Annotated in this window: 19 protein-coding genes; 7 read left to right on the top strand and 12 right to left on the bottom strand. The window is 72.2% G+C overall.

Going from position 1 to position 22133, the window contains the following annotated elements; genetic code table 11:
- Positions 1–359 precede the first annotated feature (359 nt).
- Both FHR37_RS27105 and FHR37_RS27100 read left to right on the top strand, forming a co-directional pair.
- Entirely contained in the window at positions 360–1427 is a 1068-nt protein-coding gene (locus FHR37_RS27105; RefSeq protein ID WP_092883995.1) for a polysaccharide biosynthesis protein, read from the top strand.
- 21 nt (positions 1428–1448) lie between these two features.
- Positions 1449–2657, top strand: a complete 1209-nt coding sequence (locus FHR37_RS27100; protein WP_092883994.1) for a glycosyltransferase family 2 protein — start codon at positions 1449–1451, stop codon at positions 2655–2657.
- Between the two features lie 9 nt (positions 2658–2666).
- Here FHR37_RS27100 and FHR37_RS27095 read toward each other — a convergent pair whose 3' ends face one another.
- The 5 genes from FHR37_RS27095 to FHR37_RS27075 all read right to left on the bottom strand — a co-directional run bounded on the left by FHR37_RS27095 (position 2667) and on the right by FHR37_RS27075 (position 10628).
- Complete coding sequence (locus tag FHR37_RS27095; protein ID WP_092883993.1) at positions 2667–6221, bottom strand: BTAD domain-containing putative transcriptional regulator; 3555 nt, start codon at positions 6219–6221, stop codon at positions 2667–2669.
- A 283-nt stretch (positions 6222–6504) separates the two neighbouring features.
- On the bottom strand, positions 6505–7302 hold the full coding sequence (locus FHR37_RS27090) for a GntR family transcriptional regulator (protein WP_092883992.1): 798 nt from the start codon (positions 7300–7302) through the stop codon (positions 6505–6507).
- Between the two features lie 10 nt (positions 7303–7312).
- Entirely contained in the window at positions 7313–8398 is a 1086-nt protein-coding gene (locus FHR37_RS27085; protein WP_092883991.1) for a BadF/BadG/BcrA/BcrD ATPase family protein, read from the bottom strand.
- A complete protein-coding gene (locus tag FHR37_RS27080; RefSeq protein WP_092883990.1) occupies positions 8399–9700 on the bottom strand; it encodes a family 4 glycosyl hydrolase in 1302 nt (433 codons plus the stop codon). It lies immediately after the preceding gene.
- A gap of 88 nt (positions 9701–9788) precedes the next feature.
- Positions 9789–10628 carry a 6-phosphogluconolactonase gene (locus FHR37_RS27075; protein WP_092883989.1) on the bottom strand — a complete coding sequence of 280 codons (840 nt, stop codon included), beginning with the start codon at positions 10626–10628 and terminating at the stop codon, positions 9789–9791.
- 225 nt (positions 10629–10853) lie between these two features.
- Between FHR37_RS27075 and FHR37_RS27070 the strand changes: the two genes are divergently transcribed.
- From FHR37_RS27070 to FHR37_RS27060, 3 genes are all read left to right on the top strand, one after another.
- Positions 10854–12074, top strand: a complete 1221-nt coding sequence (locus FHR37_RS27070; RefSeq protein ID WP_092884099.1) for an acyltransferase family protein — start codon at positions 10854–10856, stop codon at positions 12072–12074.
- A gap of 62 nt (positions 12075–12136) precedes the next feature.
- Positions 12137–12535, top strand: coding sequence for a YccF domain-containing protein (locus FHR37_RS27065; RefSeq protein ID WP_175542553.1), 399 nt, complete (start codon positions 12137–12139; stop codon positions 12533–12535).
- A 90-nt stretch (positions 12536–12625) separates the two neighbouring features.
- Positions 12626–13006 carry a VOC family protein gene (locus tag FHR37_RS27060; RefSeq protein ID WP_092883988.1) on the top strand — a complete coding sequence of 127 codons (381 nt, stop codon included), beginning with the start codon at positions 12626–12628 and terminating at the stop codon, positions 13004–13006.
- Positions 13007–13083: 77 nt separating this feature from the next.
- On the opposite strand, the gene FHR37_RS27055 is transcribed toward FHR37_RS27060, so the two are convergent.
- Positions 13084–15060, bottom strand: coding sequence for an ABC1 kinase family protein (locus tag FHR37_RS27055; RefSeq protein ID WP_202818132.1), 1977 nt, complete (start codon positions 15058–15060; stop codon positions 13084–13086).
- A gap of 151 nt (positions 15061–15211) precedes the next feature.
- Between FHR37_RS27055 and FHR37_RS27050 the strand changes: the two genes are divergently transcribed.
- Positions 15212–16006 carry a phosphatase PAP2 family protein gene (locus tag FHR37_RS27050; protein ID WP_092883986.1) on the top strand — a complete coding sequence of 265 codons (795 nt, stop codon included), beginning with the start codon at positions 15212–15214 and terminating at the stop codon, positions 16004–16006.
- 4 nt (positions 16007–16010) lie between these two features.
- Here FHR37_RS27050 and dnaB read toward each other — a convergent pair whose 3' ends face one another.
- The gene (gene dnaB, locus FHR37_RS27045) at positions 16011–17318 is read right to left on the bottom strand and encodes a replicative DNA helicase (protein WP_092883985.1); all 1308 of its coding nucleotides are present in this window, start codon (positions 17316–17318) and stop codon (positions 16011–16013) included.
- A 535-nt stretch (positions 17319–17853) separates the two neighbouring features.
- On the opposite strand from dnaB, the gene FHR37_RS27040 reads away from it, so the two are divergent.
- On the top strand, positions 17854–19185 hold the full coding sequence (locus tag FHR37_RS27040) for an MATE family efflux transporter (RefSeq protein ID WP_092883984.1): 1332 nt from the start codon (positions 17854–17856) through the stop codon (positions 19183–19185).
- Positions 19186–19292: 107 nt separating this feature from the next.
- Here FHR37_RS27040 and rplI read toward each other — a convergent pair whose 3' ends face one another.
- From rplI to FHR37_RS27015, 5 genes are all read right to left on the bottom strand, one after another.
- Positions 19293–19739, bottom strand: a complete 447-nt coding sequence (gene rplI / locus FHR37_RS27035) for a 50S ribosomal protein L9 (RefSeq protein ID WP_092883983.1) — start codon at positions 19737–19739, stop codon at positions 19293–19295.
- An 18-nt stretch (positions 19740–19757) separates the two neighbouring features.
- Positions 19758–19994 (bottom strand): 30S ribosomal protein S18, encoded by a 237-nt coding sequence (gene rpsR, locus FHR37_RS27030; RefSeq protein WP_092883982.1) that lies wholly within the window; start codon positions 19992–19994, stop codon positions 19758–19760.
- A 77-nt stretch (positions 19995–20071) separates the two neighbouring features.
- Positions 20072–20599: a single-stranded DNA-binding protein gene (locus FHR37_RS27025; protein WP_092883981.1), complete on the bottom strand. Its 528-nt coding sequence runs from the start codon at positions 20597–20599 to the stop codon at positions 20072–20074.
- A gap of 16 nt (positions 20600–20615) precedes the next feature.
- Positions 20616–20906, bottom strand: coding sequence for a 30S ribosomal protein S6 (gene rpsF / locus FHR37_RS27020; protein ID WP_092884097.1), 291 nt, complete (start codon positions 20904–20906; stop codon positions 20616–20618).
- A 116-nt stretch (positions 20907–21022) separates the two neighbouring features.
- A complete protein-coding gene (locus tag FHR37_RS27015; RefSeq protein WP_092883980.1) occupies positions 21023–22069 on the bottom strand; it encodes a serine hydrolase domain-containing protein in 1047 nt (348 codons plus the stop codon).
- Between the last annotated feature and the right edge of the window lie 64 nt (positions 22070–22133).

Here is a 22133-nt window from a genome sequence, read left to right as displayed (position 1 = left end):
CGACGCGGCCGGAGTCCGTGCGGAATCCGGCCGCGTCGCCACGTCCCCCCAAAGAGTGGCGCGGTCGGGCCTCCCGATCCCGGCCGCGCCGTCCCCCCGACGCTGGCGTGGCCGAGCCCCCCAGCTCGGCCGCACCGTCCCCCCACGCTGGCGTGGCCGAGCCCCCAGCTCGGCCGCGCCGCCCCCCCAGTTGCTGTGGATGAGCATGCGGGCTCAGCGTCAACGGAGCGTGAACAAGGTACGGAGCGTCAGGGCGACTCCGTCAACTCGATGACTTGACGTCACCGTCACGGCCGGGCGCGAGGCTTCCCCTCGTTTCCGGCCGATCGGCCGGCCGACGTCAGGAGGAGTACGTCCCCATGTTGGGAGTTTCGCCCACCCACATCCTTGGTCGACCGGCTGAACCGGTCTACGGCGAGGAAGCCAGGCGGCTCGTTGCCGGGCGCCGCGTCCTCGTCACCGGCGCCGGCGGATCGATCGGCGGCGAGATCGTCCGGCAGCTGTCGCGACTGGGAGTAGGCGAGATGTTCTTCGTCGACAACGATGAGTACGCGTTGTACTCCCTGCAACGGGAACTGTCCGGCAACGCGCTGCTGGACGACTCGCACTTCGTGCTGGCGGACGTCTCCGACGAGGCGAAGCTGAACCGGGTGTTCGCCTGGGCCCGGCCGAGCATCGTCTACCACGCGGCCGCACACAAGCACCTGCCACTTCTGGAGAACTCCCCCGAGGCGGCCGTCCGGACGAACGTCCTCGGCACCGCGGTCGTCCTGCAGGCGTCGATCACCCACGGGGTGGAGCGGTTCATCAACATCTCCACCGACAAGGCGGCCCGGCCCACGTCGGTGCTCGGGATGTCCAAGCGGCTGGCGGAGATGGCGGTGGCGGGCCGGGCCGGCTCGGCCACCACGGTCGCCTCGGTGCGCTTCGGGAACGTGCTCGGCAGCCGCGGCTCCTTCGTGGAGACCCTGCGCTGGCAGCTCGCCGCCGGTCGGCCGGTCACCCTCACCCATCCGGCGGCTTCGCGGTACTTCATGACCATCCCGGAGGCGGCCGCGCTGGTGATCGAGGCGTCCGTGCTGGCCCAGGCGGGTGAGACGTACGTGCTGGACATGGGTGAGCCGGTGCGCATCCTCGACCTCATCCAGCGGTTCGCCGCCCTGTCCGGCGGCCCCGAACCGCAGATCGTGGTCACTGGTCTGCGTCCGGGCGAGAAGTTGCACGAGGAGCTGTTCGACCCCTCCGAGGCGCAGCGGCCCACGGCGCATCCGCGGATCCGGGAGGTCGACGTGGCCGAGAACGGTGCCGCGTCCTGGGCGGCGATCAGGACGCTGTGCTCCCGGGCCGCCACCGCGCGCCCGGACGAGGTACGCCGGGCGATGGCCGAACTGCTGGCGGGCGCCGACCTCGCCGTCCTGGCGAGCTGAGGGCCGGTAGCCGTGACACCCATGGCAGCAACGTCAGCTCTGACGGCCGCGCTGGTCGTCCTCGCGGTGGTCGGCGTGCCGGCCGTCGCCGTGGCCGTGGACGCACTGGCGAGTCTGCGGGCCCGCGGACGGGTCTACGCGTTCGCGGGAACCCGGGCGAACTCCGACTTCGAGGTGCTGGTCCCGATCTGGGGCAGCATCAGGTACCTGGAGAACGCCGACTATCTCTCGGCACACGGCGACCGGGTGGTGCTGTGCACGCCCGCCGGCGAGAGCGACGACTTTTACTCCGACCTGTACGCGCTTGCCCGCCGGCACGGGTTCCGCGTGTTCGTCGCGTCGTTCACGGCTCCCCGGACCGGCGGGCGCCGGGCCACCTCCGGCACCGTGCGGGACCGGCTGATCAGGGACGCGCTGGAAATGGTGCGGGCGAAGTACGTCGTTCCGCTCGACGCCGACACCACGACGGTGCGGCCGCTCGACCTCCTGGTCGGCGAACTCGTACGCCAGGGTGCCGACCTCGCGTCGGTACGGCTCGTTCCACTCAACTCCGACACCCTGCTCGCGAGACTCCAGCACTACGAGTACCGGCTGGCGATGCAGTTCCGGTTCCTCGCCTCGTGGCTGGTCTCGGGCGCGTGCCACGTGGCCCGAACCGAGGTCCTCGCCGACGTGATGAGCCGCCACTCGCTGTTCTTCCAGGGCAACGACGTGGAGGTGGGCCTGATCGCGCGCGCACTGGGCTACCGGGTGGCGCACATTCCGTTCGAGGTGCCGACGACGGTGCCCGGCACACCCCGGGGGTGGTTCCGGCAACGGCTGGCCTGGGCCGGTGGGGAGTTCCGGCTGTTCGTGGTGAACGCGCGGTTCGTGGGCCGGCATCCGTGGTTCTGGGTGTACGGCGGGGTGGTCACCATCGCGCTGGCGCCCCTGCGCTGGCTCGCGGTGGACGACGTGGCCGGTGGCGTGGCACTGGTGTCGTCGCTCACGGTGGCGCTGGTGCTGTACGCCGCGCTGGTGGCGTGCCTGCACTGGAAGCACCGCGGGCCGGCGTTGTTGGTCCTCCCGTTCTACATGCTGTTCGTCAGTCTGGTGATGCCGCTGCTGGGCGTGCTGTGGTACGCGCGGATGGCCTGGCAGGACCGCAACCTGGGCATCATCCGGCCGAACCTGGTGCGGGTCGCTCCTAGGGCTCCCGAACCGACACCGGCTGGGCACGGCAGTAGCTGAGTCGAAGGTTCAGCCGACGGGACGTTCGCCGGCGGCACTGGTCCGCGGCGCGGACGACGTGGCCGAGTCCGCCGCCCGGGCCAGGTGTTCCAGCCCGGCCGAGCGGAACGCGCGCCCGGCGGCCGCGGCCGCGAGCCGGGCGTCCACCCAGGAACCCGCGGCGGCGAGGTGGCGCGCCCGGTCGAGTTGGGCCCGCGCGGCGAGCATCACCAACCCGGCTGATTCCGCGACGTGCGCGGCGAGCGCGCTGGCGCCGGCGGCCGCGGCGGGCCGTCCGTCAGCCGAGCGGATCGCGGCCCTGGCGAGCAGCCGCCAGCAACTCTCCCGCGCCAGGTCGCCCTCGGACCCGATCGCCCAGTCGAGCAGGTCGAAGTACTGGTGCGCGGCCCGCAGGTCGGTCGGCGACCGCAGCACCACCAGCCGGGCGGCGGCCTCGGGCACCATCAGGATGCACCCGTCCTCGGTCGCCCGGTCCAGCAGCGTCTGCGTGATCGCGGCGGCCTCGTCGAGGTGGCCGAGAGCGATCAGCAGGTCGGCCCGGGCGCTCGCGTGCAACTGCGTGATCAGCGGCCCGGACGCCGCCGGCAGGTCCACCCGGTCGGCCACCTGCGCGGCCTCGAGGTCGCCGCGCTCGGTGTGGATCCGGACCCGCGCCCATCCGAACGACGGGTCGTCCTCGGGCCGCGGGTACGCGGTGAGGTACTCGGCCCACATCGGCTCGAACGCCGGGGAGCCCGCGTCGTGCGCGGCCAGGCAGCGCAGCAGGTTGATCCGGCCGAGCAGGGACGGGTGGATGCCCTCGCCCGCTGCCAGCTCGGCCGCCTCCGCCAGCGGGCGTTCAACGATGCTCGGACTGCCCAGCACGACGTCCGGAAGGTTGGCGATCAGCAGGGCCTGCGCCCGCAGGTCGGGGCGGGTGGCCAGCGCGAGTGCCTCCCGCGCCAGGTGCCGGCCCTGGTGGAGGCGGCGCCTGGGGAAGGCGACGATGCGGGCGAACAGCAATCGCGCGTGCGCGCCGGCGTCGGCGGCGGCTGCCTGGTCGGCGTCCTCGACGGCCGCCCGCAGGACGCGTTCGGCGTCGGCGGTGGGCGGCGAGCCGGGCTCGACACCGAACTCGCCGTTGCCGCCGGCCGGTGGCGGCGCCGGAAGGTGCTGGACGGACCGGTCGGCGCCACCCGGGCCGCCAGGGGCGATCAGGCCGGAGCCACCCGACATACCGGCGTCGCGGCCGGGCGCGTCGTCCAGGGTGCGCAGCTTGCGGACGAGCCGGCTCTCCACCGGCAGGTCGTGCGCACGGGCGATCCGCAGCGCACTGGCGTAGGTCTCCCGGGCCTCCTCCCGCCGGCCGATGGCCGCCTCGGCGTCGGCGATCCGCTCGTCCAGGTCGGCGCGGTCGAGGGCGTCGGAGTCGGCGGGGCCGAGCGCGCGGGCCCGCAGCAGGAAGTCCCGCGCCTGGTCGGGCAGGTCCTCGGCCACGGCCTCGTTGGCCGCGTCGACGGCGGCGAGGTACGCCAGCTGCGGCTCACCCGCCGCCAGCCAGTGGTGCACCCGGTCGCCGGTCGGGATCGGGGCGTGCGCGGCGATCCGGCCGTGCAGCCGCCGCCGGACGGTGGGGCGCAGCCAGTAACGGACCGCCGACCGTCGCAGCGGGTCCCGGAACGCCACCGCGCCCCGGTAGTCACGGACCAGCAGGCCCAGGTCGACGAGCCGGTCGAGGCGGGCCTGCATCCGCCCGCGTTCCACGGCTGCGTCGGTGGCGTGGCCGACGTCGGTGGCTGCTCGTCCGCCGGAGGGGTACGCGGAGGTTCCCGCCGTGGTGCCCGCGGCGATTCCCGCGGCGATGGTGGTATCGGTGGCCTGGTCGTCGGGCCGGAGCAGCGGTACGAGCAGTTCCGGGGTCAGCGGGCGCTCCAGCAGTGCGGCGTACTGCAGAACCGTCAGCGACTCCGCGTCGAGCTGGTCGAACGCACGGGCGAGGACCGACTGCGGAGCCGACCCGATGTCCCCCTGCCCGTCGTCGGTCCGGACGGCGACGTCGTCGAGGTCCGGCATGGTGGACGCACCGCGCTCACGCACGGGCATCAGCGCCAGGCCGTCCGGGGTGGAGACGATGCGTCCCCGCCGCGACCAGGTGTTCAGGGTGGCCATCGCCCGGCCGGGCAGGCCGCCACTGACCGCCAGCAACTCCGCGACCAGCGGCTCGGTCGGCGTACCCGCGAGCAGGCCCTCGGCGAGTTCGGTGAGCTCGGTCGCGTCCAGGGGCGGCAGGTCCAGCCGGTGCACGCGGTCGACCTCGGTGCCGCCCCGGTGCACGTAGAGCAGCTCGCAGGTGTCCTTGCCGGTGCCGGAGACGAGTACGACGACGACCGGCCCGGTCGCCCGGAGCACGGCCCGGCACAGGGCGTTCCGGTACACCGGCGGTGTGTCCTCGCTCTCCCGGACGAGGACGACGGTGGGCGCCGAACGGGACATCGTGGCGGCGAGGCGTTCGGGTGGCTCGCCGCCGTCCGGCCGCTGGTCGAGACTCATGAGGACGCGGTCCACAAGGTCTGCGCGGTCTGCGCGGCCGGCGCGGCCGGGGTTCGGGCCGTCGCCGTCCGCGCGGATCAACCGCACGTCGAGCGCCCGGCACACCTCCGCGACCAGCGCGGACCGGCCCACACCCGGCTCCCCTCCGAGGTGCACGATGCTCGGCAGGCCATTGCCGACGGTGGACCGCACGATGTCGCCCAGCCACCGCGACTCCGCCGTACGTCCGACGAACGGGCACTCGGTGTGGGTCACCGGGTCGGCCGACAGCAGGTGGAGATGCACCGCCCGGGTCTGCGGCGAGGGGTCGGCGCCGAGTTCCTCGGCGAGGACGGCCCGGCAGCGCTCGAACGCGCGCAGCGCCTGCGCAGTCTGCCCGAGGCCGCCGTAGCCGTACATCAGTGCGCGGTACGCCCGCTCGGACCAGCTGTCGGTGGCGAGCACCCGGGACGCGAACTCCACCGCGTCGTGCATCCAGCCCAGCGCGACCGCGGCGTCGGCGGCGTCGGACAGCAGCGACAGGTAGGTCACCGCGAGCCGCTCGCGGTGCTCGCTCGCCCACACCGAGTCGACGTCGTACGCCCGGAAGTCGTCGACGTAGAGCGCCTCCGCCTCGCGGGTGACGGTCAGGCAGTCGGCGTGCCGTCCCTCGCGGTAGGCCCGGGCGGCGTCGGCGGCCAGCCCGGTGAACGCGACGGAGTCCACCCAGGCGTCCAGCAGCACCAGTCCGCCGGAGCGGCGGCCCACGCAGTCGACGCCCATCGCCTTGCGGATCTGGGACGCGGCGGTACGTAGGCTCGCCCGGGCCCGGGACTCGTCGACCGTGGGCCACAGGGTCTCGGTCAACGTCATCGCCGGGACCGGCTCGCCCGCGTTCAGCGCGAGCAGCCGGAGCAGGTCGGTGGTCTTGCCGGTACGCCACGCGCCGCTGGCGACGATGGAGCCGTCGGGCCGGCGGACCCGCAGTGGCCCGAGCAGGCGCACCTCGATCCGGTCGAGTCCGACGTCCCCGCTGTCCAGCAGGCCTGTCCCCATGCCACCCCCATGGCGCAGACGATGCAGCTCCGGTCCGTTGCGGTTCTGCCCGATAGGTACCGTTCTCTTTTTCGCTAGATGATGGTAGTTCGCCGGGCCTCCCAAACGCAGATTCGCGCGAGCGGCCCGGTCAGGTTGCCCGGTGACCCGAACTGGCCACGTGGCCAAACCACGCGGCAGGCATCAGCAACAACGAGGTGCGGCCGGGAAGGTCACGGGCTGAGACGCTTCGGTTGCGTAAATGGCCGGGATCGGGCGTACACCACGACGGCCTGGCACCGCGTCAGGACAACGGGCGGTAGAGGTCGGCCTGGAAGCGGTAGGCGTCCCCGCGGTAGAGCGTCGTGCCGCACAGCACCGGCAGGTCGTCGGTGTCGTAGGCGACCTCCGAACCGACCAGCACGGGCGCACCGACGGCCAGGTCGAGCAGCCGGGCCGGCTCCGGCGCGGCCGCGTGCGCCTGGACCGTGTAGGAACTACGGGCCACCGCCACCCCGCACAGGGTGTGCAGCGCCTCGTACAGCGACCGATCGGTCAGGTCCGCGCCGTCCAACCCACCGGACCGGTCACCGGCGAGGACCGTCGTGTCCAGGCAGACGGGTGCGTCGTCCAGCCCGCGCAGCCGGCGGATCTCCAGCACCGTCGACGCCCCGGCCAGGCCGAGGCGCCGCGCCTCCTCCGGCGTGGCCGGACGCGACTGCGTGCTCAGCACCCGCGACGTCGGGCGCAGGCCGCGCGACCTGGCCATCTCGGTGAAGCTCTGCAGGACGCTCGGAGGTTCGCCGACCATCCGCCGGGGAACGAACCAGCCGCGCTGCGCGGAGCGTTCGAGGTGCCCCTCCCCGGCCAGGCGGGCCAGCGCCTGGCGCAGCGTCATCCGGCTGACGCCGACCTGGCCCGCAAGGTCGCGTTCACCGGGCAGCCGGGTCCCTTCCGGGTAGACGCCGCGGCGCAGCGCGCCGGCCAGGCGGGCGTACGCCAGTGCCGCCGCGCTGCCGACGCCGGCGCCGTCGGAGTCGGTGCCGGCGGTGAGGTCGGCGGTGGGTGCGGCAGCCGCCCGGGCCGGGTCGTTCGTACCCATCTGGACCCGCTCAGGTGGCCAGGAACGCCGGGGGCGGCGCGGTGTCCCGCAGCCGTTCATACACGGCGGGTACGAGACCGACGCCGGCATCGGCCAGCGCGTCCAGGACCGCGCCGGACACCGGGGGCAGGGTGGCCAGACGCGGACGGGCCGCCGGGAAGACCCGCGGCAGGGCGTCCAGCAGCGCGGCCGTCACCGGCGAACCCGCCGCACACAGGACCGGTCCGGCGAGGACGACCGGAACGCCCGGTCCGGCATCCACACCGTCAGCATCATCCACACCGTCCGCGGGCACCGCGTCGACGGCGAAGCCGACCCGCCGGGCGGTGACCCGGGCGTAGTCGGCCAGGTGCCGGCCCTGGTCGAGGACCAGCGCCGCGGCCACCTCGTCCCCTTCGACGGCGGCCGCGACCACCTCCCGCGCGGCGGCGGCCTGCCGGGCCCAGCCGTGGCCGGTCTCCCGGCCGGTGAACGAGTGCAGCAGGGCCTCGACGTCGGTGGCGCCGAAGAACGCCAGCAGCCGCGCGGTCAGCGCCGTTGCCGGGCCGAGGTCGAGCTCGGCGCGGTAGACCGCGCGCAACGCGCTCCCCACCAGGCCGGAGGCGCCGTGCGCGTCCTGGATCCAGAAGCTCATGCTCCATTCCGTACCCGTCGGGCCGCGCCCGGCCACCGCCGAGCCGGTACCACCGATCACGGCGACCCCGGCACCGATGGCGCCGACGGCGTCCCCGGCGACACCCGCTCCGCCCGGCCCCCCGCACCGAATGGCGGCGAACCCGTCGTTGAGCACCGACGGCGTGCGCAGGGCGGGCAGCCGACGGGCGAGGGCGTCCATCCAGTACGCGTGGTCCTCGGGCCAGTCCACCCCGGCCAGCCGGAACGCCGACGCACGTACGTCGCCCTCCCGGGCACCGGCCGTTGTCAACGCGTCCTTGACGGCGGCGACGACCGCGTCCACGGCGGCCGCCGCTGACTCCGCGCCGTAGATGTCACCGTTGCCGGAGCGGGCGTACCCGACGACGCGACCGTCCTCGTCGCAGAGCAGGGCGACCGTCTTGCTGTTCCCGGCGTCCACGCCGAGGTGCAGTGGCTCCATCTACGGCAGCAGCCGCTCGGGCAGGTGTGCGGCGTGGGCGTGGGCCATCTCGGCGTACAGCTCCTCGGCCACCGGCAGCGTGGGCACCAGCGGGTGCGCCGCCAGCGCACGGACCCCGGCGGTCGCGTCGCCTTCCCAGCCCGCCTTGGCGGCCAGCACCTGGTGTTCGGCCAGGGCCTGGACCAGTCCGCGGACCGCGTGCGGCAACGGCTTCTGCGGCAGCGCCCGGAAACCGCTCGCGTCCACGTGGGTCGGCACTTCCACCACGACCTCCTCGTCGAAGCCGGGCAGGACGCCGCCGGTGTTGGGCAGGTTGACCGGGAGCACCTCGCCGGTGTCGTTGTAGAAGGCGTTCATCGCGTCGATGGCGAGCTCGAGCTCGTGGATGCCGCCACGCGAACGTGCCGGGTCGAGCTCGGGCGCCTCCGAGGTCGCCTGCTCGGTGTAGTGCTGCCAGTAACCCGGCACCGCCGCCACGATGTCCTCCGCGCGGGTGGTCGGCTTGCCCCGCAGGTGCCGCAGCACCTCGTCGCGGAAGTAGTAGTTGAGGAAGTAGTACGACGGCACCGACTCCATCGTGACCGCGAGCTGCAGCAGCCGCTTCGTGTCCGCGGGCACGGCCGGGTCGTCCCGGCGTGCCTCGTAGGCGTCGCGCAGCAGCGGGATCAGGTCCTTGCCCTCGTAGGTGTGCTCGGTGCTCCAGCAGTTGTGGTTGATCCCCACCATGGTCGTCTTCAACAGGTCGGGGTCCAGGCCCGCTGCCTCGGCGACCCCGCGCGGGAAGATGATCGGCCCCTCGCACAGCGACACGATCGGGATGTCGGTGTAGCTGGTCATCGCCTGGGCGACGATGTTGACCGGGTTGGTGTAGTTGAAGATCCGGGCGTTCGGCGCGACGGCGGCGAGGTCGTCGGCGACGCCCTTCATCACCGCGATCGACCGCAGGGCCATGAAGAAGCCGCCGGGCCCCTGCGTCTCCTGGCCGATCACCCCGTGCTTGAGGGGGATGCGCTCGTCGAGGGCGCGGGCCTCGAAACCGCCGGGCCGGAAGCTGGAGAGTACGGCGTCGCAGTCGCGCAGGCCCTCGCGCCGGTCGGTGGTGGCGGTGATGGTGAGGTCGAGGCCGGCGTTGCGTGCCATCCGCTCGGCCAACTGCTTGACCAGGGCCAGCCGGTCCGCGTCCAGGTCGATGAGGACGACCTCCGACCCGTCGAACTCCGCGCCGTGGTGCACGAACGACGCCATCGTCCCGGCGGCACGTGTCGAGCCGCCACCGAGGTAGGCAAGTTTGATCCGGGCCATCAGTGGTCCTCCGAGCTTCGTACTGTCAGGGTTTCTCGTGAAACGGACGTGGGTCCGCCGTGGCTCTGTCGTGGCTGTCGTGGCCTCGTCATTCGCCGCGGCTGATCAGCGGATGGGTGGGATCACCGCGACCGAGCCCGACGGCGGCCGCCTGGTCGACGTACAGGCCGGGGCGGGCGCACTCGCTGACGATCGTCGCCGGCCACGCCGGGTCGTAGCCGTCGGCGGCGGCCACCTGTGCGGCGGCCCGCGCCTTGTCCGCGCCGTGCACCACCATGACCGCCCGGCGGGACTGCGTGCGGATGGTGGCCACGCCGACGCCGACGCCGTGCGTCGGGACCCGGTCGAGGGTGCGCAGATGCGGGAACGTCACCAGGTTGTCCTGGCGGGTGCTCGGCGCGAGCGGCACGATCCGGGTCTCCGCGTCGGTGGGGGTTCCGGGCGGGTTGAACGCCACGTGCCCGTCGGAGGCGCCGGAGGCGAGGATGAACAGGTCGATGCCTCCGGCGGCGGTGAGTTGCCGGTCGTACGCGGCGGGGTCGGCCGGGTCGGGCACCCACAGGTGGTCCTCGCGCACGCCTCTTTCCGGGCCCGCGGCGGCGGACAGCGGCGCCGCGATCAGGTCCCGGCCGAAGCCGCGACAGCTGTGCGCGAGGTGGTCGGCGACGCACCCGAAGGTCCCGGACGTGGGCCCGGCCTCGACGTACTCGTCCATCATCACGATCACCAGGCCGGACAGGTCCACCCGGCGGATGCGCACCTGGTCGGCGAGTGCCGCGTAGGTCGTCATCGCGCTGCGCCCGCCCGGGCAGCCGAGGAGATAACGCCGGCCGCGTGAGTTGGCCGCCTCGATGCCGTCGGCGATCTCGGCCGCAAGTGCCCGGCCGAGTGCGTCGGCATCGGTGAACAGGGTCGGCCTGATCCGCACGGCCCACCACCTCCCGGCTCGTCTGGGCTTCTCGGTGTTTCGGTGTTTCGGTGTCTCGGTGTGTCGGTGTCTCGTACTTGCCACGTTCTCGGTTCGCCGCTCGGACCCTAATTGGTCCAACTGGTCTATTCAAGTCGAGACCGGTGAAAAGGATCACTTCGGGTCACAGGTGTCGTTCAGGTTCGTCTGGGTGTCCGTTCAGGTGCGGACGGAAGCGTGGCGGTGATGACCTCCGCAGCGCCGCCACCCGCCCAGGCCACCGACGTCGCGCCGACGGACGCGCGCCCCACGACCGGTGGAGGCGTACGGACCGGCCCGTCGGCTCCGTCGGCTCCCCCGACTCTCCCGGCGCGGCCCGCTCGTCCGCTGGACGTCCGCAGCGCCGGCGTGGACGGGCTGCGCGCGGTCGCGGCCGGGGCGGTCGTCACCGGTCACCTGCGCCCGGATCTGCTGCCCGGCGGATCGGTCGGTGTGGACGTGTTCTTCGGCATCAGCGGGTTCGTCATCACCACGCTGCTGGTCACCGAGTACGAGCGGACCGGCCGGATCGGGCTGCGGCGCTTCTACACCCGGCGGTTCCTGCGGCTGGCGCCCGCGCTGATGGTGCTGTGCGGGCTGGTCGCGGTGCTCGCGCTGGCCACCCCGCTGCGGGCGTTCGAGGGACAGTGGCTGGCAGCGCTGCTGGCCGCGACCTACGTCGCCAACCTCGTCCGGGCCGGGCAGCCGGGTCCGTACGGCGACACGATGGGAGCGTTGCCGCACACCTGGTCGCTGGCCGTGGAGGAGCAGTTCTACCTCGCCTGGCCGATCGTGCTCCGCGCGTTGCTGGGCAGGCTGAGATCCCGGACCGTCCTCGCCGTCGTCGGCGGCCTGTGCCTCGCGCCGACGGTTCTCCGGCTGCTGATCTGGGAGGACGACGCCGCGCACCGCATCTACAACGGTTTCGACACCCGCGCCGACCAGCTCCTGGTCGGATGCCTGCTCGCCCTGGTCCTGTGGCACCTGCGCGACGACGAGACGGCGGTCGCCCGGATCCGCACCTGGGCCGGCCGGCTGGCCTGGGTGGCCGCGGCCGCGCTCGGCCTGGTCGCGTGGCGGCTGCGGATCACCGGCTGGGTCGACGGGTGGACCCCGGCGTGGTACACGTTCGGGTTCCTCGCGGTCGCGGTGCTCACCGCCACGGTGCTGGCGGTCCTGGTGCTGGACCGGCGCCATCCGTTGAGCCGGCTGCTGGCGTTGCCGCCACTGGCCTGGGTGGGGCAGCGGCTCAGCTACGGCCTCTACCTGTGGCACTACCCGATCCTCGCCTACGTCGGCACGCTGCACCTGGTGCCGCAGGTCGAGGTGATGCTGGTCGTCGGTGGGGCGTTCGCGATGGCCGGCCTGTCGTACCGGTTCGTCGAGCGTCCGCTGCTGCGCCGCAAGCAGCGGTACGCCTCGGCTTAGATCGCTCCTGCCCCGGATCCGGTGATTACCGGCAACCGGAACACCGGCGGGACACTGGAGCCGTGCGGCTGATCCTGAACGTCATCTGGCTGATCTTCGGCGGGCTGTGGCTGGCACTCGGGTATGCCGTCGCCGGAGTCGTGCTGTGCGTCCTGATCATCACCATTCCGTTCGGCGTCGCGGCGTTCCGGATGGCGAACTACACGCTCTGGCCGTTCGGCCGCACCCTCGCGGACAAGCCGGACGCCGGCGCCGGGTCGCTGATCGGCAACGTGCTCTGGCTGATCCTCGCCGGCTGGTGGCTGGCCCTCGCCCACATCGTCACCGGCGTCACGCAGTGCCTGACGATCATCGGCATTCCGCTCGGGCTGGCGAACTTCAAACTGGTCCCGATCTCGCTGTTCCCGATGGGCAAGGAGATCGTGGACGTCGACGACCCGATGGCGTTCACCAAGCGCTGACAGGCCGGTACGCAAAACCTCTACGCGCCGTCGGACTCGGCTGGTAGCTTCCGACACCACACCTCGACGACCCGACCCCCCGGAGTTCCTTTGACCACTCGTGTCCGCACGTTCTCGATCGACTGCGCCGACCCGTACACACTCGCTCAGTTCTGGAGCAAGCTCCTCGACGCCCCGCTCGGCGAGGACGACTTCCCCGGCGACCCCGAGGTGCTCGTGCAGCTGCCCGAAGGGCCGCCGTTGCTGTTCCTGCAGGTGCCCGAGCCGAAGACGGTGAAGAACCGCCTGCACATGTGCCTCGAGCCGGGGACCACCCGCGACGTCGAGGTCGAACGCGTCCTCGAACTCGGCGCCACGATCTTCGACGACCGGCGCAACACCGACGGCACCGGCTGGGTGGTCTTCGCCGACCCGGAGGGCAACGAGTTCTGCGTTCTGCGCAGCGAGGCCGAGCGCGCCACGACCTCCTGATCACACCGGCTCCCGGCGTGCACCGACCCGTGGTTGGCGCACGCCACGTCAAGTGCGGATTGACAGTACGTCCCGACTCAGGCCGGGTCCCGCCGGAACACCACCACCAGGACCCGCAGCACCAACACGACGGCCACGATCAGCAACGCGTACCCCAGCACGCCGAACAGGCCGAAGGTCTCGGTGACCCGGGGTCCACCCTCGGTGCCCAGCAGCATCACCGCGAGCACCCCGGCCGCCGCCCCGACGAACGCCAGCAGCGCCTGGTGCACGAGGCCGGTCACCACCCGGCGGTCCCGGGCGTCGGCGAACAGCCGGACGTTGACCGTGAACCTGCCGTGCTCGACGGCGTCGGCGATTCGGTCCACCCGGCGCGGCAGCCGGCGCAGCATCGGCAGCAGGGTCACGAGCTCGTCCTCGAGCGCCTGCCGCAGGCGTATCGGCTCCACCGCCTCGGCGAACTGCGCACGCCCGACCTCGCGGGCACCGGCCACCAGGTCGAAGTCCGGGTCCACCACGGTGAGCGTGCCCTCCAGCGTGGCGAACGTACGGAAGATCGCCGCCACCTGCGGCGGGATACCGAGCCGGTGGGTGGTGACCAGGCGGAACAGCTCGGCGAACGCGGCGGCACCGGCGCTCGCGCCGGGTGAGGCGTACCGGACGATCAGCACGCCGAGCGCGCGTTCGAGAGTGCGTTCGTCGATCTCGTCCGGACGGTCGACCAGCTCCAGCAGCGCGTCGCTGGCGGCCATCGAGTCGGCCCGCCCCAGCGCGGCCAGCAACCGGCCGACCGCCAACCTGGTCGTCCCGTCCAACCGGCCCACCGACCCGAGGTCCAGCATCCCGAGGGAGCCGTCGGCGGCGACCAGCACGTTGCCCGGATGAAGATCCACGTGAAACATCCCGCGTACCAGCACCTGGTCGAAGACCGTCTCCAGCAGAGCGTTCGCCACCTGCCGCCGGCGACCGGCACCGAGGGCGGCGAGGGTTTCCTCGGCCGCGCCGAGCGGCGTGCCGTGCAGGCGTTCCATCACCAGGACGCGTTCGGAGGCGAGCCCGGCGTGGGGTGCGGGCACCCGGATCTCCCGGTCCGGTCCGTCGGCGAGAGCCGCGGCCATCGCCTGCAGGTTGTCGCGTTCGACGGTGAAGTCGAGCTCCTCGCGCAGCGCCTCGGCGAACCCACCGGCGAGGTCGGCGACCCGCAGGGACCGCCCCCAGTCGGTACGGAACTCCAGCGTGCGGGCCAGCCGGAGCAGGATGTCGAGGTCACGCTCGACGGTCCGCTCGATGCCGGGACGCTGGACCTTCACCACGACCGGTCGGCCGTCGGGCAGCCGGGCGCTGTGCACCTGCGCGACCGAGGCCGCCGCGAGCGGGGCGTGGTCGAACTCCGCGAACACCTCACCGACGGGACGCCCGAACTCCGAGACCAGCACCTCCTCGACCAGCGGCCAGGCGATGGGCGCGGCGTTGTCCTGCAGTTGGGTCAGCTCGGCCACGAACTCCGGCGGCAGCAGGTCGCGCCGGGTCGACAGTTGCTGGCCCAGCTTGACGAACGTGACCCCGCCCTCGTCCAGCGCCCGGCGCACCGACCTGGCCAGGTCGCGCCGGGAGACGGCCGACTCCAGACCGCGGTGCCGGTGCCCGCGCAGGAACCGGCCGAGTCCGTGCCGCGCGGCGATGCGCACGATCTGGGAGTAGCGCCGTGCCCGGACCAGCCGTGAGCGCCAGCCACGCCAGAGTTCGATCGGCCCGGGCAGCGAGCCGTCGGGTACGAGCACCTCGGCGATGACCAGGACGATCATCGCCACCAGGCTGGCGCAACAGGCGGCGAGGACGATGAGCAGGATCCCGGAGCCCGTGTCGATGGCCTCGGGCCCGGGCACCATCGCGGCCAGCAGCGGACCGCAGACCACCAGGGCGAGAGCGGCGGCGAGCACCGTCCGGACCAGGCCGATCCGGACGCCGAGCAGCCGGCGGATGGCCACGGCGAAACCGAGGCCGACGACGAAGAGGGTTGGCAGGAAGAAGACGGTGCCGAGCAGTTTCTGCACCGGTTCATCCTGGCAGCGACGGTTTCGTCCTGTCAGTCCGGATTTCATCGCCGAACCCGGCGGGCCTGTCCCAGCTCGGGAGGCCGGCTCCCGCGAGATGTGGCTCCCGTGAGATGTGGACTGTCAGCATGCGCTGGTTGTTCACTGTGACGTGCGAAACAACGGGGCCTCCGGTGGCCGCGGATCTGCGTGGGCACGAGGAGCACGGGGTGGTCCTCGGTCATCGCGGTGGGCCGTCGTCGAACTCGTCGGTCTCGCTGCCTGGTTCGTCGTCTTCACGCGCCTGCATGCACTCACCGGCCAGGACGTCTCCGCCGCGACCCGCAACGCCGTCGGCCTGCAGTCGCTGGAGCGGGCCGCCCATCTGGACATCGAGCTGGCAGCGAACCAGTGGCTCGCCCAGGCGCCGGTCCTGATCCAGCCGTCGGTGTACTTCTACCGGTTGTACTACGTCGCGCTCATCGGGGTGCTGGTGTGGGCCGCCCTGCGGCACGGCGACCTCTACGTGCGGCTGCGGCGGGTGCTGGTGGCGATGACCGTGTTGGCCCTGCTCGTCTGGTGGGCCCTGCCGATGTCTCCGCCGCGGTTCGCCCTCAGTGGGGTCGTCGACATCATCGGCGAGAACGACCTGCTGGGCAGCAGGGCGTCCACCACGATGGACAACGGTCAGAACCACTTCTCGGCGATGCCGAGCATGCACGTCGCGCTGGCGGCCTGGTGTGCGTTCGCCGTCTGGTCGGCGCTGCGCCGAACCCACCCCCGGGCAGCGCTGCCGGCCTGGCTGTTTCCCGTTCTGATGGTCGTCGTGGTCATCGCCACCGGGAACCACTACGTCCTCGACATCGCGGGCAGTGCCGCAGTGTTCGCGGTGGCGGTCGCCGCAGCCGCGGCGTGGGCACGCGTACGTCGTCGATCCCCGAGGCCGCCCTTGTCAACGCACTCTTGACAGATCAGCCCTGGGCCATGTCGACGAAGCGGGAGTAGTGGCCCTGGAAGGCGACGGTGATGTTGGCGGTGGGCCCGTTGCGGTGCTTGGCGACGATGAAGTCGGCCTCGCCGGGCCGGGACGACTCGCGTTCGTAGGCGTCCTCGCGGTGCAGCAGGATCACCATGTCCGCATCCTGTTCAATGCTGCCCGATTCGCGAAGGTCGGAGAGCATCGGGCGCTTGTCGGTGCGCTGCTCGGGACCGCGGTTGAGCTGGGACAGCGCGACGACGGGGACGCCGAGCTCCTTGGCCAGCAGCTTGAGGTTTCGGGAGAACTCCGCGACCTCCACCTGCCGGCTCTCCACCCGCTTGCCGGACGTCATCAGCTGGATGTAGTCGAGGACGATCAGCCGCAGGTCGTTGCGCTGGCGCAGCCGCCGGCACTTGGCCCGGATCTCCATCAGCGTCATGTTGGGCGAGTCGTCGATGAAGAGCGGGGCGCCGGAGACCTCGCCCATCCGCCGCGCCATCCGCGCCCAGTCGTCGTCGCTCATGCTGCCCTGCCGCATGTGGTGCAGCGGGACCCGGGCCTCCGCCGACAGCAGCCGCATGGTGATCTCGGTACGGCTCATCTCCAGCGAGAAGATCACCGACGCCAGGCCGTGCTTGACCGACGCCGCCCGGGCGAAGTCGAGGGCCAGCGCGCTCTTGCCGACACCGGGCCGGGCGGCCACGACGATCAGCTGGCCGGGGTGCAGGCCGTTGGTCAGCGCGTCCAGGTCGGTGAACCCGGTGGGCACGCCGACCATCTGCCCGCCGCGGGAGCCGATCGCCTCGATCTCGTCGAGCGCGGACTCCATGATCTCGCCGAGGACGGCGTAGTCCTCGCTGCTGCGCTTGTCGGTGACGCTGTAGATCTCCGCCTGCGCCCGGTCGACCACGTCGTCGACGTCACCGTCGCCGGCGTACCCGATCTGGGTGATCTTGGTGCCCGCCTCGACCAGCCGGCGCAGGATCGCCTTCTCCCGCACGATCACGGCGTAGTAGCCGGCGTTGGCCGCCGACGGCACCGAGGCGATCAGGGTGTGGAGATAGGGCGCGCCGCCGATCCGGGGCAGCTCGCCCTTGCGCTGCAGCTCCGCCGCCACGGTCACCGCGTCGGCGGGCTCGCCCCGGCCGTAGAGGTCGAGCACCGCCTCGTAGACCATCTCGTGCGCGGGCCGGTAGAAGTCGGGCCCGCGGATCTCCTCCACCACGTCGGCGATGGCGTCCTTGGACAGCAGCATGCTGCCGAGCACGCACTGCTCCGCGGCGAGGTCCTGTGGCGGCATCCGGTCGGGTGCACCTTCGACCGCGCGGGGGACAGGGAACTCACTGACACTCACTGCCGCACTACCTCCGACGCTCCACCCGTGACGAACACCTGTGCGACAGTTCTAGCGGCGACCACCGACAAGGCGGTGAACCCGACCGGACAGGGTTCGACGTGAGAGGCGACCGTACGCCGTGCGGGCCGGTGAGCGGCAACTCTGTCGTACACAGGGGCTGTGGGTAGCCGGTGGATTGCCTGGGGATTCGCTGTGCACAGCCTGGGGATTTCTCTGTGGAGAAGATCTCGCCCGCCCGGCGATCAGGCGCTTCGCCTGCGGATTCGGCGTCCCCACGCTGTGGACACGGGATGTGTCCGGAGAAAGTGCCCGGCAATTGCTTGCCCGGGCGTGTCGGTCACGCCGGGCGCGCCGCGTCCGCCCGGCCCACCTGGGGCCGACGACCGGCCGCGCACCGTGGTGGCCGCATCATAGGGACGGCCACCCCCACAGCCCCCCACCCGCACCGTGCCGCGGCGTCCCCGGAGGTACCCCGCCCGTGTCCCTCACCCGGCTCCGGAGCCCGTACGACCGGGACATCCTTCGGCTGGCGATCCCGGCGTTCGGCGCGCTGATCGCCGAACCCGTCTACCTGCTGGCCGACTCCGCGATCGTCGGCCACCTGGGCACCCCCCAGCTCGCCGCCCTCGGCCTGGCCGGCACGGCACTGCAGACCCTGGTAGGCGTGTTCGTCTTCCTCGCCTACGCCACCACCGCGTCCGTCGCCCGTCACCTGGGCGCGGGCGATCGCCGGTCGGCGCTGGCGTACGGCATCGACGGGCTGTGGCTGGCGCTCGGGCTCGGGGTGCTGCTCGCGCTCGTCGGCACCCTGGCGGCCCCGGCCGTCGTCGGCGCGTTCGGGCCCTCACCGCAGGTGCACGAGTTCGCGGTCACCTATCTGCGGGTGGCGGTGCTCGGCATGCCCGCGCTGTTGCTGACGTTCGCCGGGACGGGCGTGCTGCGCGGGCTGCAGGACACCCGGACGCCGCTGTGGATCGCCGGCGCGTCGTACGTCGGGAACGTCGTGCTCAACGTGCTCTTCGTCTACGGCCTGCACCTGGGGATCGCGGGCTCGGCGTGGGGCACGGTGCTCGCCCAGACCGCCGGCGCGGTGGCGCTGGTCGTGGTCGTGGTCCGAGCAGCCCGCCGGCACGGTGCGCCGCTGAAGCCGGACCTGCCCGGCATCCGGGCGAGCGCGCACGCGGGCGTACCACTGATCATCCGCACGCTGACGCTGCGGGCCGCGCTGCTGGTCACCGCGTACGTCGCCACGTCGTTCGGCGACGTGTCCCTGGCCGCCAACCAGGTGGCGTTCACGCTGTGGAACACCCTCGCCATCGCCCTGGACGCGATCGCGATCGCCGGCCAGGCCATCGTGGGCCGCTACCTCGGCGGGTCGGACGTGGCGGGCACGCGGGCGGCGACCCGCCGGATGGTGGAGTGGGGCATCGGCGCGGGAGTGGTGTTCGGCGCGGTGGTGGTGCTGGCGCGGCCGGTGTACGTGCCGTTGTTCAGCGCCGATCCCGCCGTCCAGGCGCTGCTCGCCCAGGCGGTCCTCGTGTTCGCCTGCTTCGAACCGGTCGCGGGGATCGTGTTCGTCCTGGACGGCGTGCTCATCGGCGCGGGCGACGGGAAGTACCTCGCGTACGCCGGGCTGATGACGCTGGTCGCGTTCCTGCCGCTCGCGGTGCTGGTGTACGCCACGCACGCGGGCCTACTCGCGCTGTGGTGGGCGTTCGGCGGGTTCATGGTGGCCCGGCTGGTGACCCTGGCGGTGCGTGCCCGCGGCGACGCCTGGCTGGTGACCGGGGCGGGCGCCGCCCGCCGCTGACGGGCCGGAGAACGACCCGGAGAACGACCGGAGGGGCGGCCCCGGACTCGGGACCGCCCCTCCGGGCAGCAATGCGCTCGGGTGCGCCGAGGCGCACCCCGCGGTGCTCAGGCCGAGACGACCTCGAGCGACAGCGTGGCGGCCAGCTCCTGGTGCAGGCGAACCGACACCTGGTGCGAGCCGAGCGTCTTGATCGGCGTGCCGATCTCGATCCGCCGCTTGTCGATGTCGGGGCCGCCGGACTTCTTGACCGCCGCCACGATGTCGGCGACGGTGACCGAGCCGAACAGCCGACCGCTCTCGCCGGACCGCGCCGGCAGCTTCACCGACAGGCCCTCGAGCTGGCTCTTGACCTGCTCGGCGTGCCCGAGGTCGCGGATCTCGCGGACCTCGCGTGCCTTGCGGATCGAGGCGACCTGCTTCTCGCCGCCCTTGGTCCAGCGCATGCCGAGACCGCGCGGGATGAGGAAGTTACGGCCGTAGCCGTCCTTGACCTCGACGATGTCGCCCGGAGTGCCCAGACCGGACACTTCCTGGGTGAGGATGAGCTTCATAGCGTGTCAACCTCCTCGTCAGCGCGCGGTGCTGGTGTAGGGCAGCAGGGCGACTTCGCGCGAGTTCTTGATGGCAACCGCGACGTCCCGCTGGTGCTGGGTGCAGTTGCCGCTCACGCGGCGGGCACGGATCTTGCCGCGGTCGGAAATGAACTTCCGCAGCAGAGTCGTGTCCTTGTAGTCGACGTAGGAGATCTTCTCCTTGCAGAACACGCAAACCTTCTTCTTGGGCTTGCGTACAGGGGGCTTGGCCATCGTGGTGCTCCTCCAGGAAGCCCCGCTTCACGCGGGAATGGTCGCGGATGGGGAAAGAACGGGATGACGTCGGTGGATCAGAAGGGCGGCTCGTCCTGGGATCCGCCGGACTGCTGTCCGCCGCCACCCCAGGGGTCGTTCCCGCCGGACTGCTGGCCGCCGCCCTGTCGGGCGCCGCCGCCACCGCCGCCACCTTGCTGCGTCTGCCACGGGTCGTCGCCACCGAAGCCGCCCTGTGCACGGCTGGTCTTGGTGACCTTGGCAGTCGCGTTGCGGAGGCTGGGTCCCACCTCGTCGACCTCGACCTCGAAGACCGTTCGCCGCTCACCCTCGCGGGTTTCGTACGAACGGGACTTCAGCCGGCCGTGGACGACGACCCGCATGCCGCGCTGCAGCGACTCGGCGACGTTCTCCGCCGCCTGCCGCCACACGTTGCAGGTCAGGAACAGCGACTCGCCGTCCTTCCACTCGTTGCTCTGCCGGTCGAAGGTGCGAGGGGTCGACGCGATGCGGAAGTTTGCCACTGCCGCCCCGGACGGGGTGAAACGCAACTCGGGGTCGTCGACGAGGTTGCCGACGAGTGTGATGACTGTGTCGCCTGCCATGAACGCCTCCCGTGAATCAGCGGGTGTCGGGGCGGATGACCTTAGTCCGCAGCACCGACTCGTTCAGGGTCAGCTGACGGTCCAGCTCCAGGACGACCGAGGGCTCGGCGGTGAGGTCGATCACCGAGTAGATGCCCTCGGACTTCTTGTTGATGTCGTACGCCAACCGGCGACGGCCCCAGATGTCGACCTTCTCCACGCTCCCGCCGCTCTGGCGGACGAGAGTGAGGTACTGGTCGAGGGACGGGCCTACGGTGCGTTCCTCAAGATCGGCATCGAGGATCACCATGACTTCGTAACGACGCATGCGGAACTCCACCTCCTCTGGACTCGGGCGGTCACGGTCTTTCCGTGACAGGAGGGCTTGCGTCAGGTCCGGGTGCCTTCCGCCATGGAGCGGGATCTTCCCAGCGGACCAGCCGCTCAGGTTACCAGGCGCAGGTCGGCGTACAGCGCGGCCAGGGTCGCCGGCTGCCGCAGGGCCTCGAGGTCGCTGTCGGCCCGGCCGTTCCAGTAGATCGCGGCGGCCAGGCCGTGGGCGGGATCGGCCAGGCCGACGCACCAGTTTCGCCCGCCGTGTCCATAAGTGTCCGGTGACGCGTGCGGGCCGTAGCTGTGCCCGGCGTAGGAGGTGCGGAGGAGGAAGCCGAGCCCGCGGTCGACCGTCGCGTGCAGGTACTCGTCGTACGCGCCCGCGACCTGGGGCCGGGTCATCTCCGCGACGGCCCCGGCCGAGCACAGCCGTCCGGCGAGGAACGCCTCGTAGAACCGCCCGAGCTCCCGGATCGGTCCGTGGCCGCCTCCGGTGGGGCGTTCCCAGGTGACCCACTCCCGGGTGCCCGAGGGCGGGAAGCCGGCGATCACCGCGAGGTCGTCCCGCCGCGCGTCGTACTCCTCCTCCGGCAGGCCGATCCACGCCTCCTCGACGCCGGCCGGGCCGAACACCTCCGTCCGCACGAAGTCCCCGAACCGCCGGCCGGACAGCCGGGCGACCAGCGCGGCGACGATCCACATGGCGACCGAGTTGTAGGCGCTGCGCCGCCCGGGCTCCCAGTCCGGCGCGAGCGGCGACGCACAGATGTCGGCGACCATCCGCTCCGGGCTCACCACCCCGGTGACCGTGCTGGTGAGCCCCGCGGTGTGGGTGAGCAGGTGGCGCACCGTCACCTCTTCCTTGCCGGCGGCGGCGAAGTCGGGGAGGTGCTCGTGCACCGGATCGTCCAGGCCGAGCAGGCCGGCGTCCACCAGCCGCATCAGCGCCACGCAGGTCACCGGTTTGGTGGCCGAGGCCCACTCCACGACGGTGGAGGTCCGCATGGGTACGCCGGGGCGGGCCTCGCCGAGGGCGAGGTCGAGGACCGTCCGGCCGTTCCCCGGTCCACGCACCGAGGCGTACACCTGGGCACCGGTGTGCCGGCCGGCCTCGATGCCGCGCCGGAGTTCGCGGAGGGTGCGGGGCGCCGCGTTCATCGAGCCTGCCTTTCCGTACGCCGGACCGCGGGCGGAGCCCTGCCGTGTACGGCCGGGTCCGGCG

The organism is Actinopolymorpha cephalotaxi (assembly GCF_013408535.1).
Taxonomy (GTDB): domain Bacteria; phylum Actinomycetota; class Actinomycetes; order Propionibacteriales; family Actinopolymorphaceae; genus Actinopolymorpha; species Actinopolymorpha cephalotaxi.
Note: the sequence above shows the minus strand (reverse complement) of the source record. Positions and strands in the feature narration are given on the sequence as shown.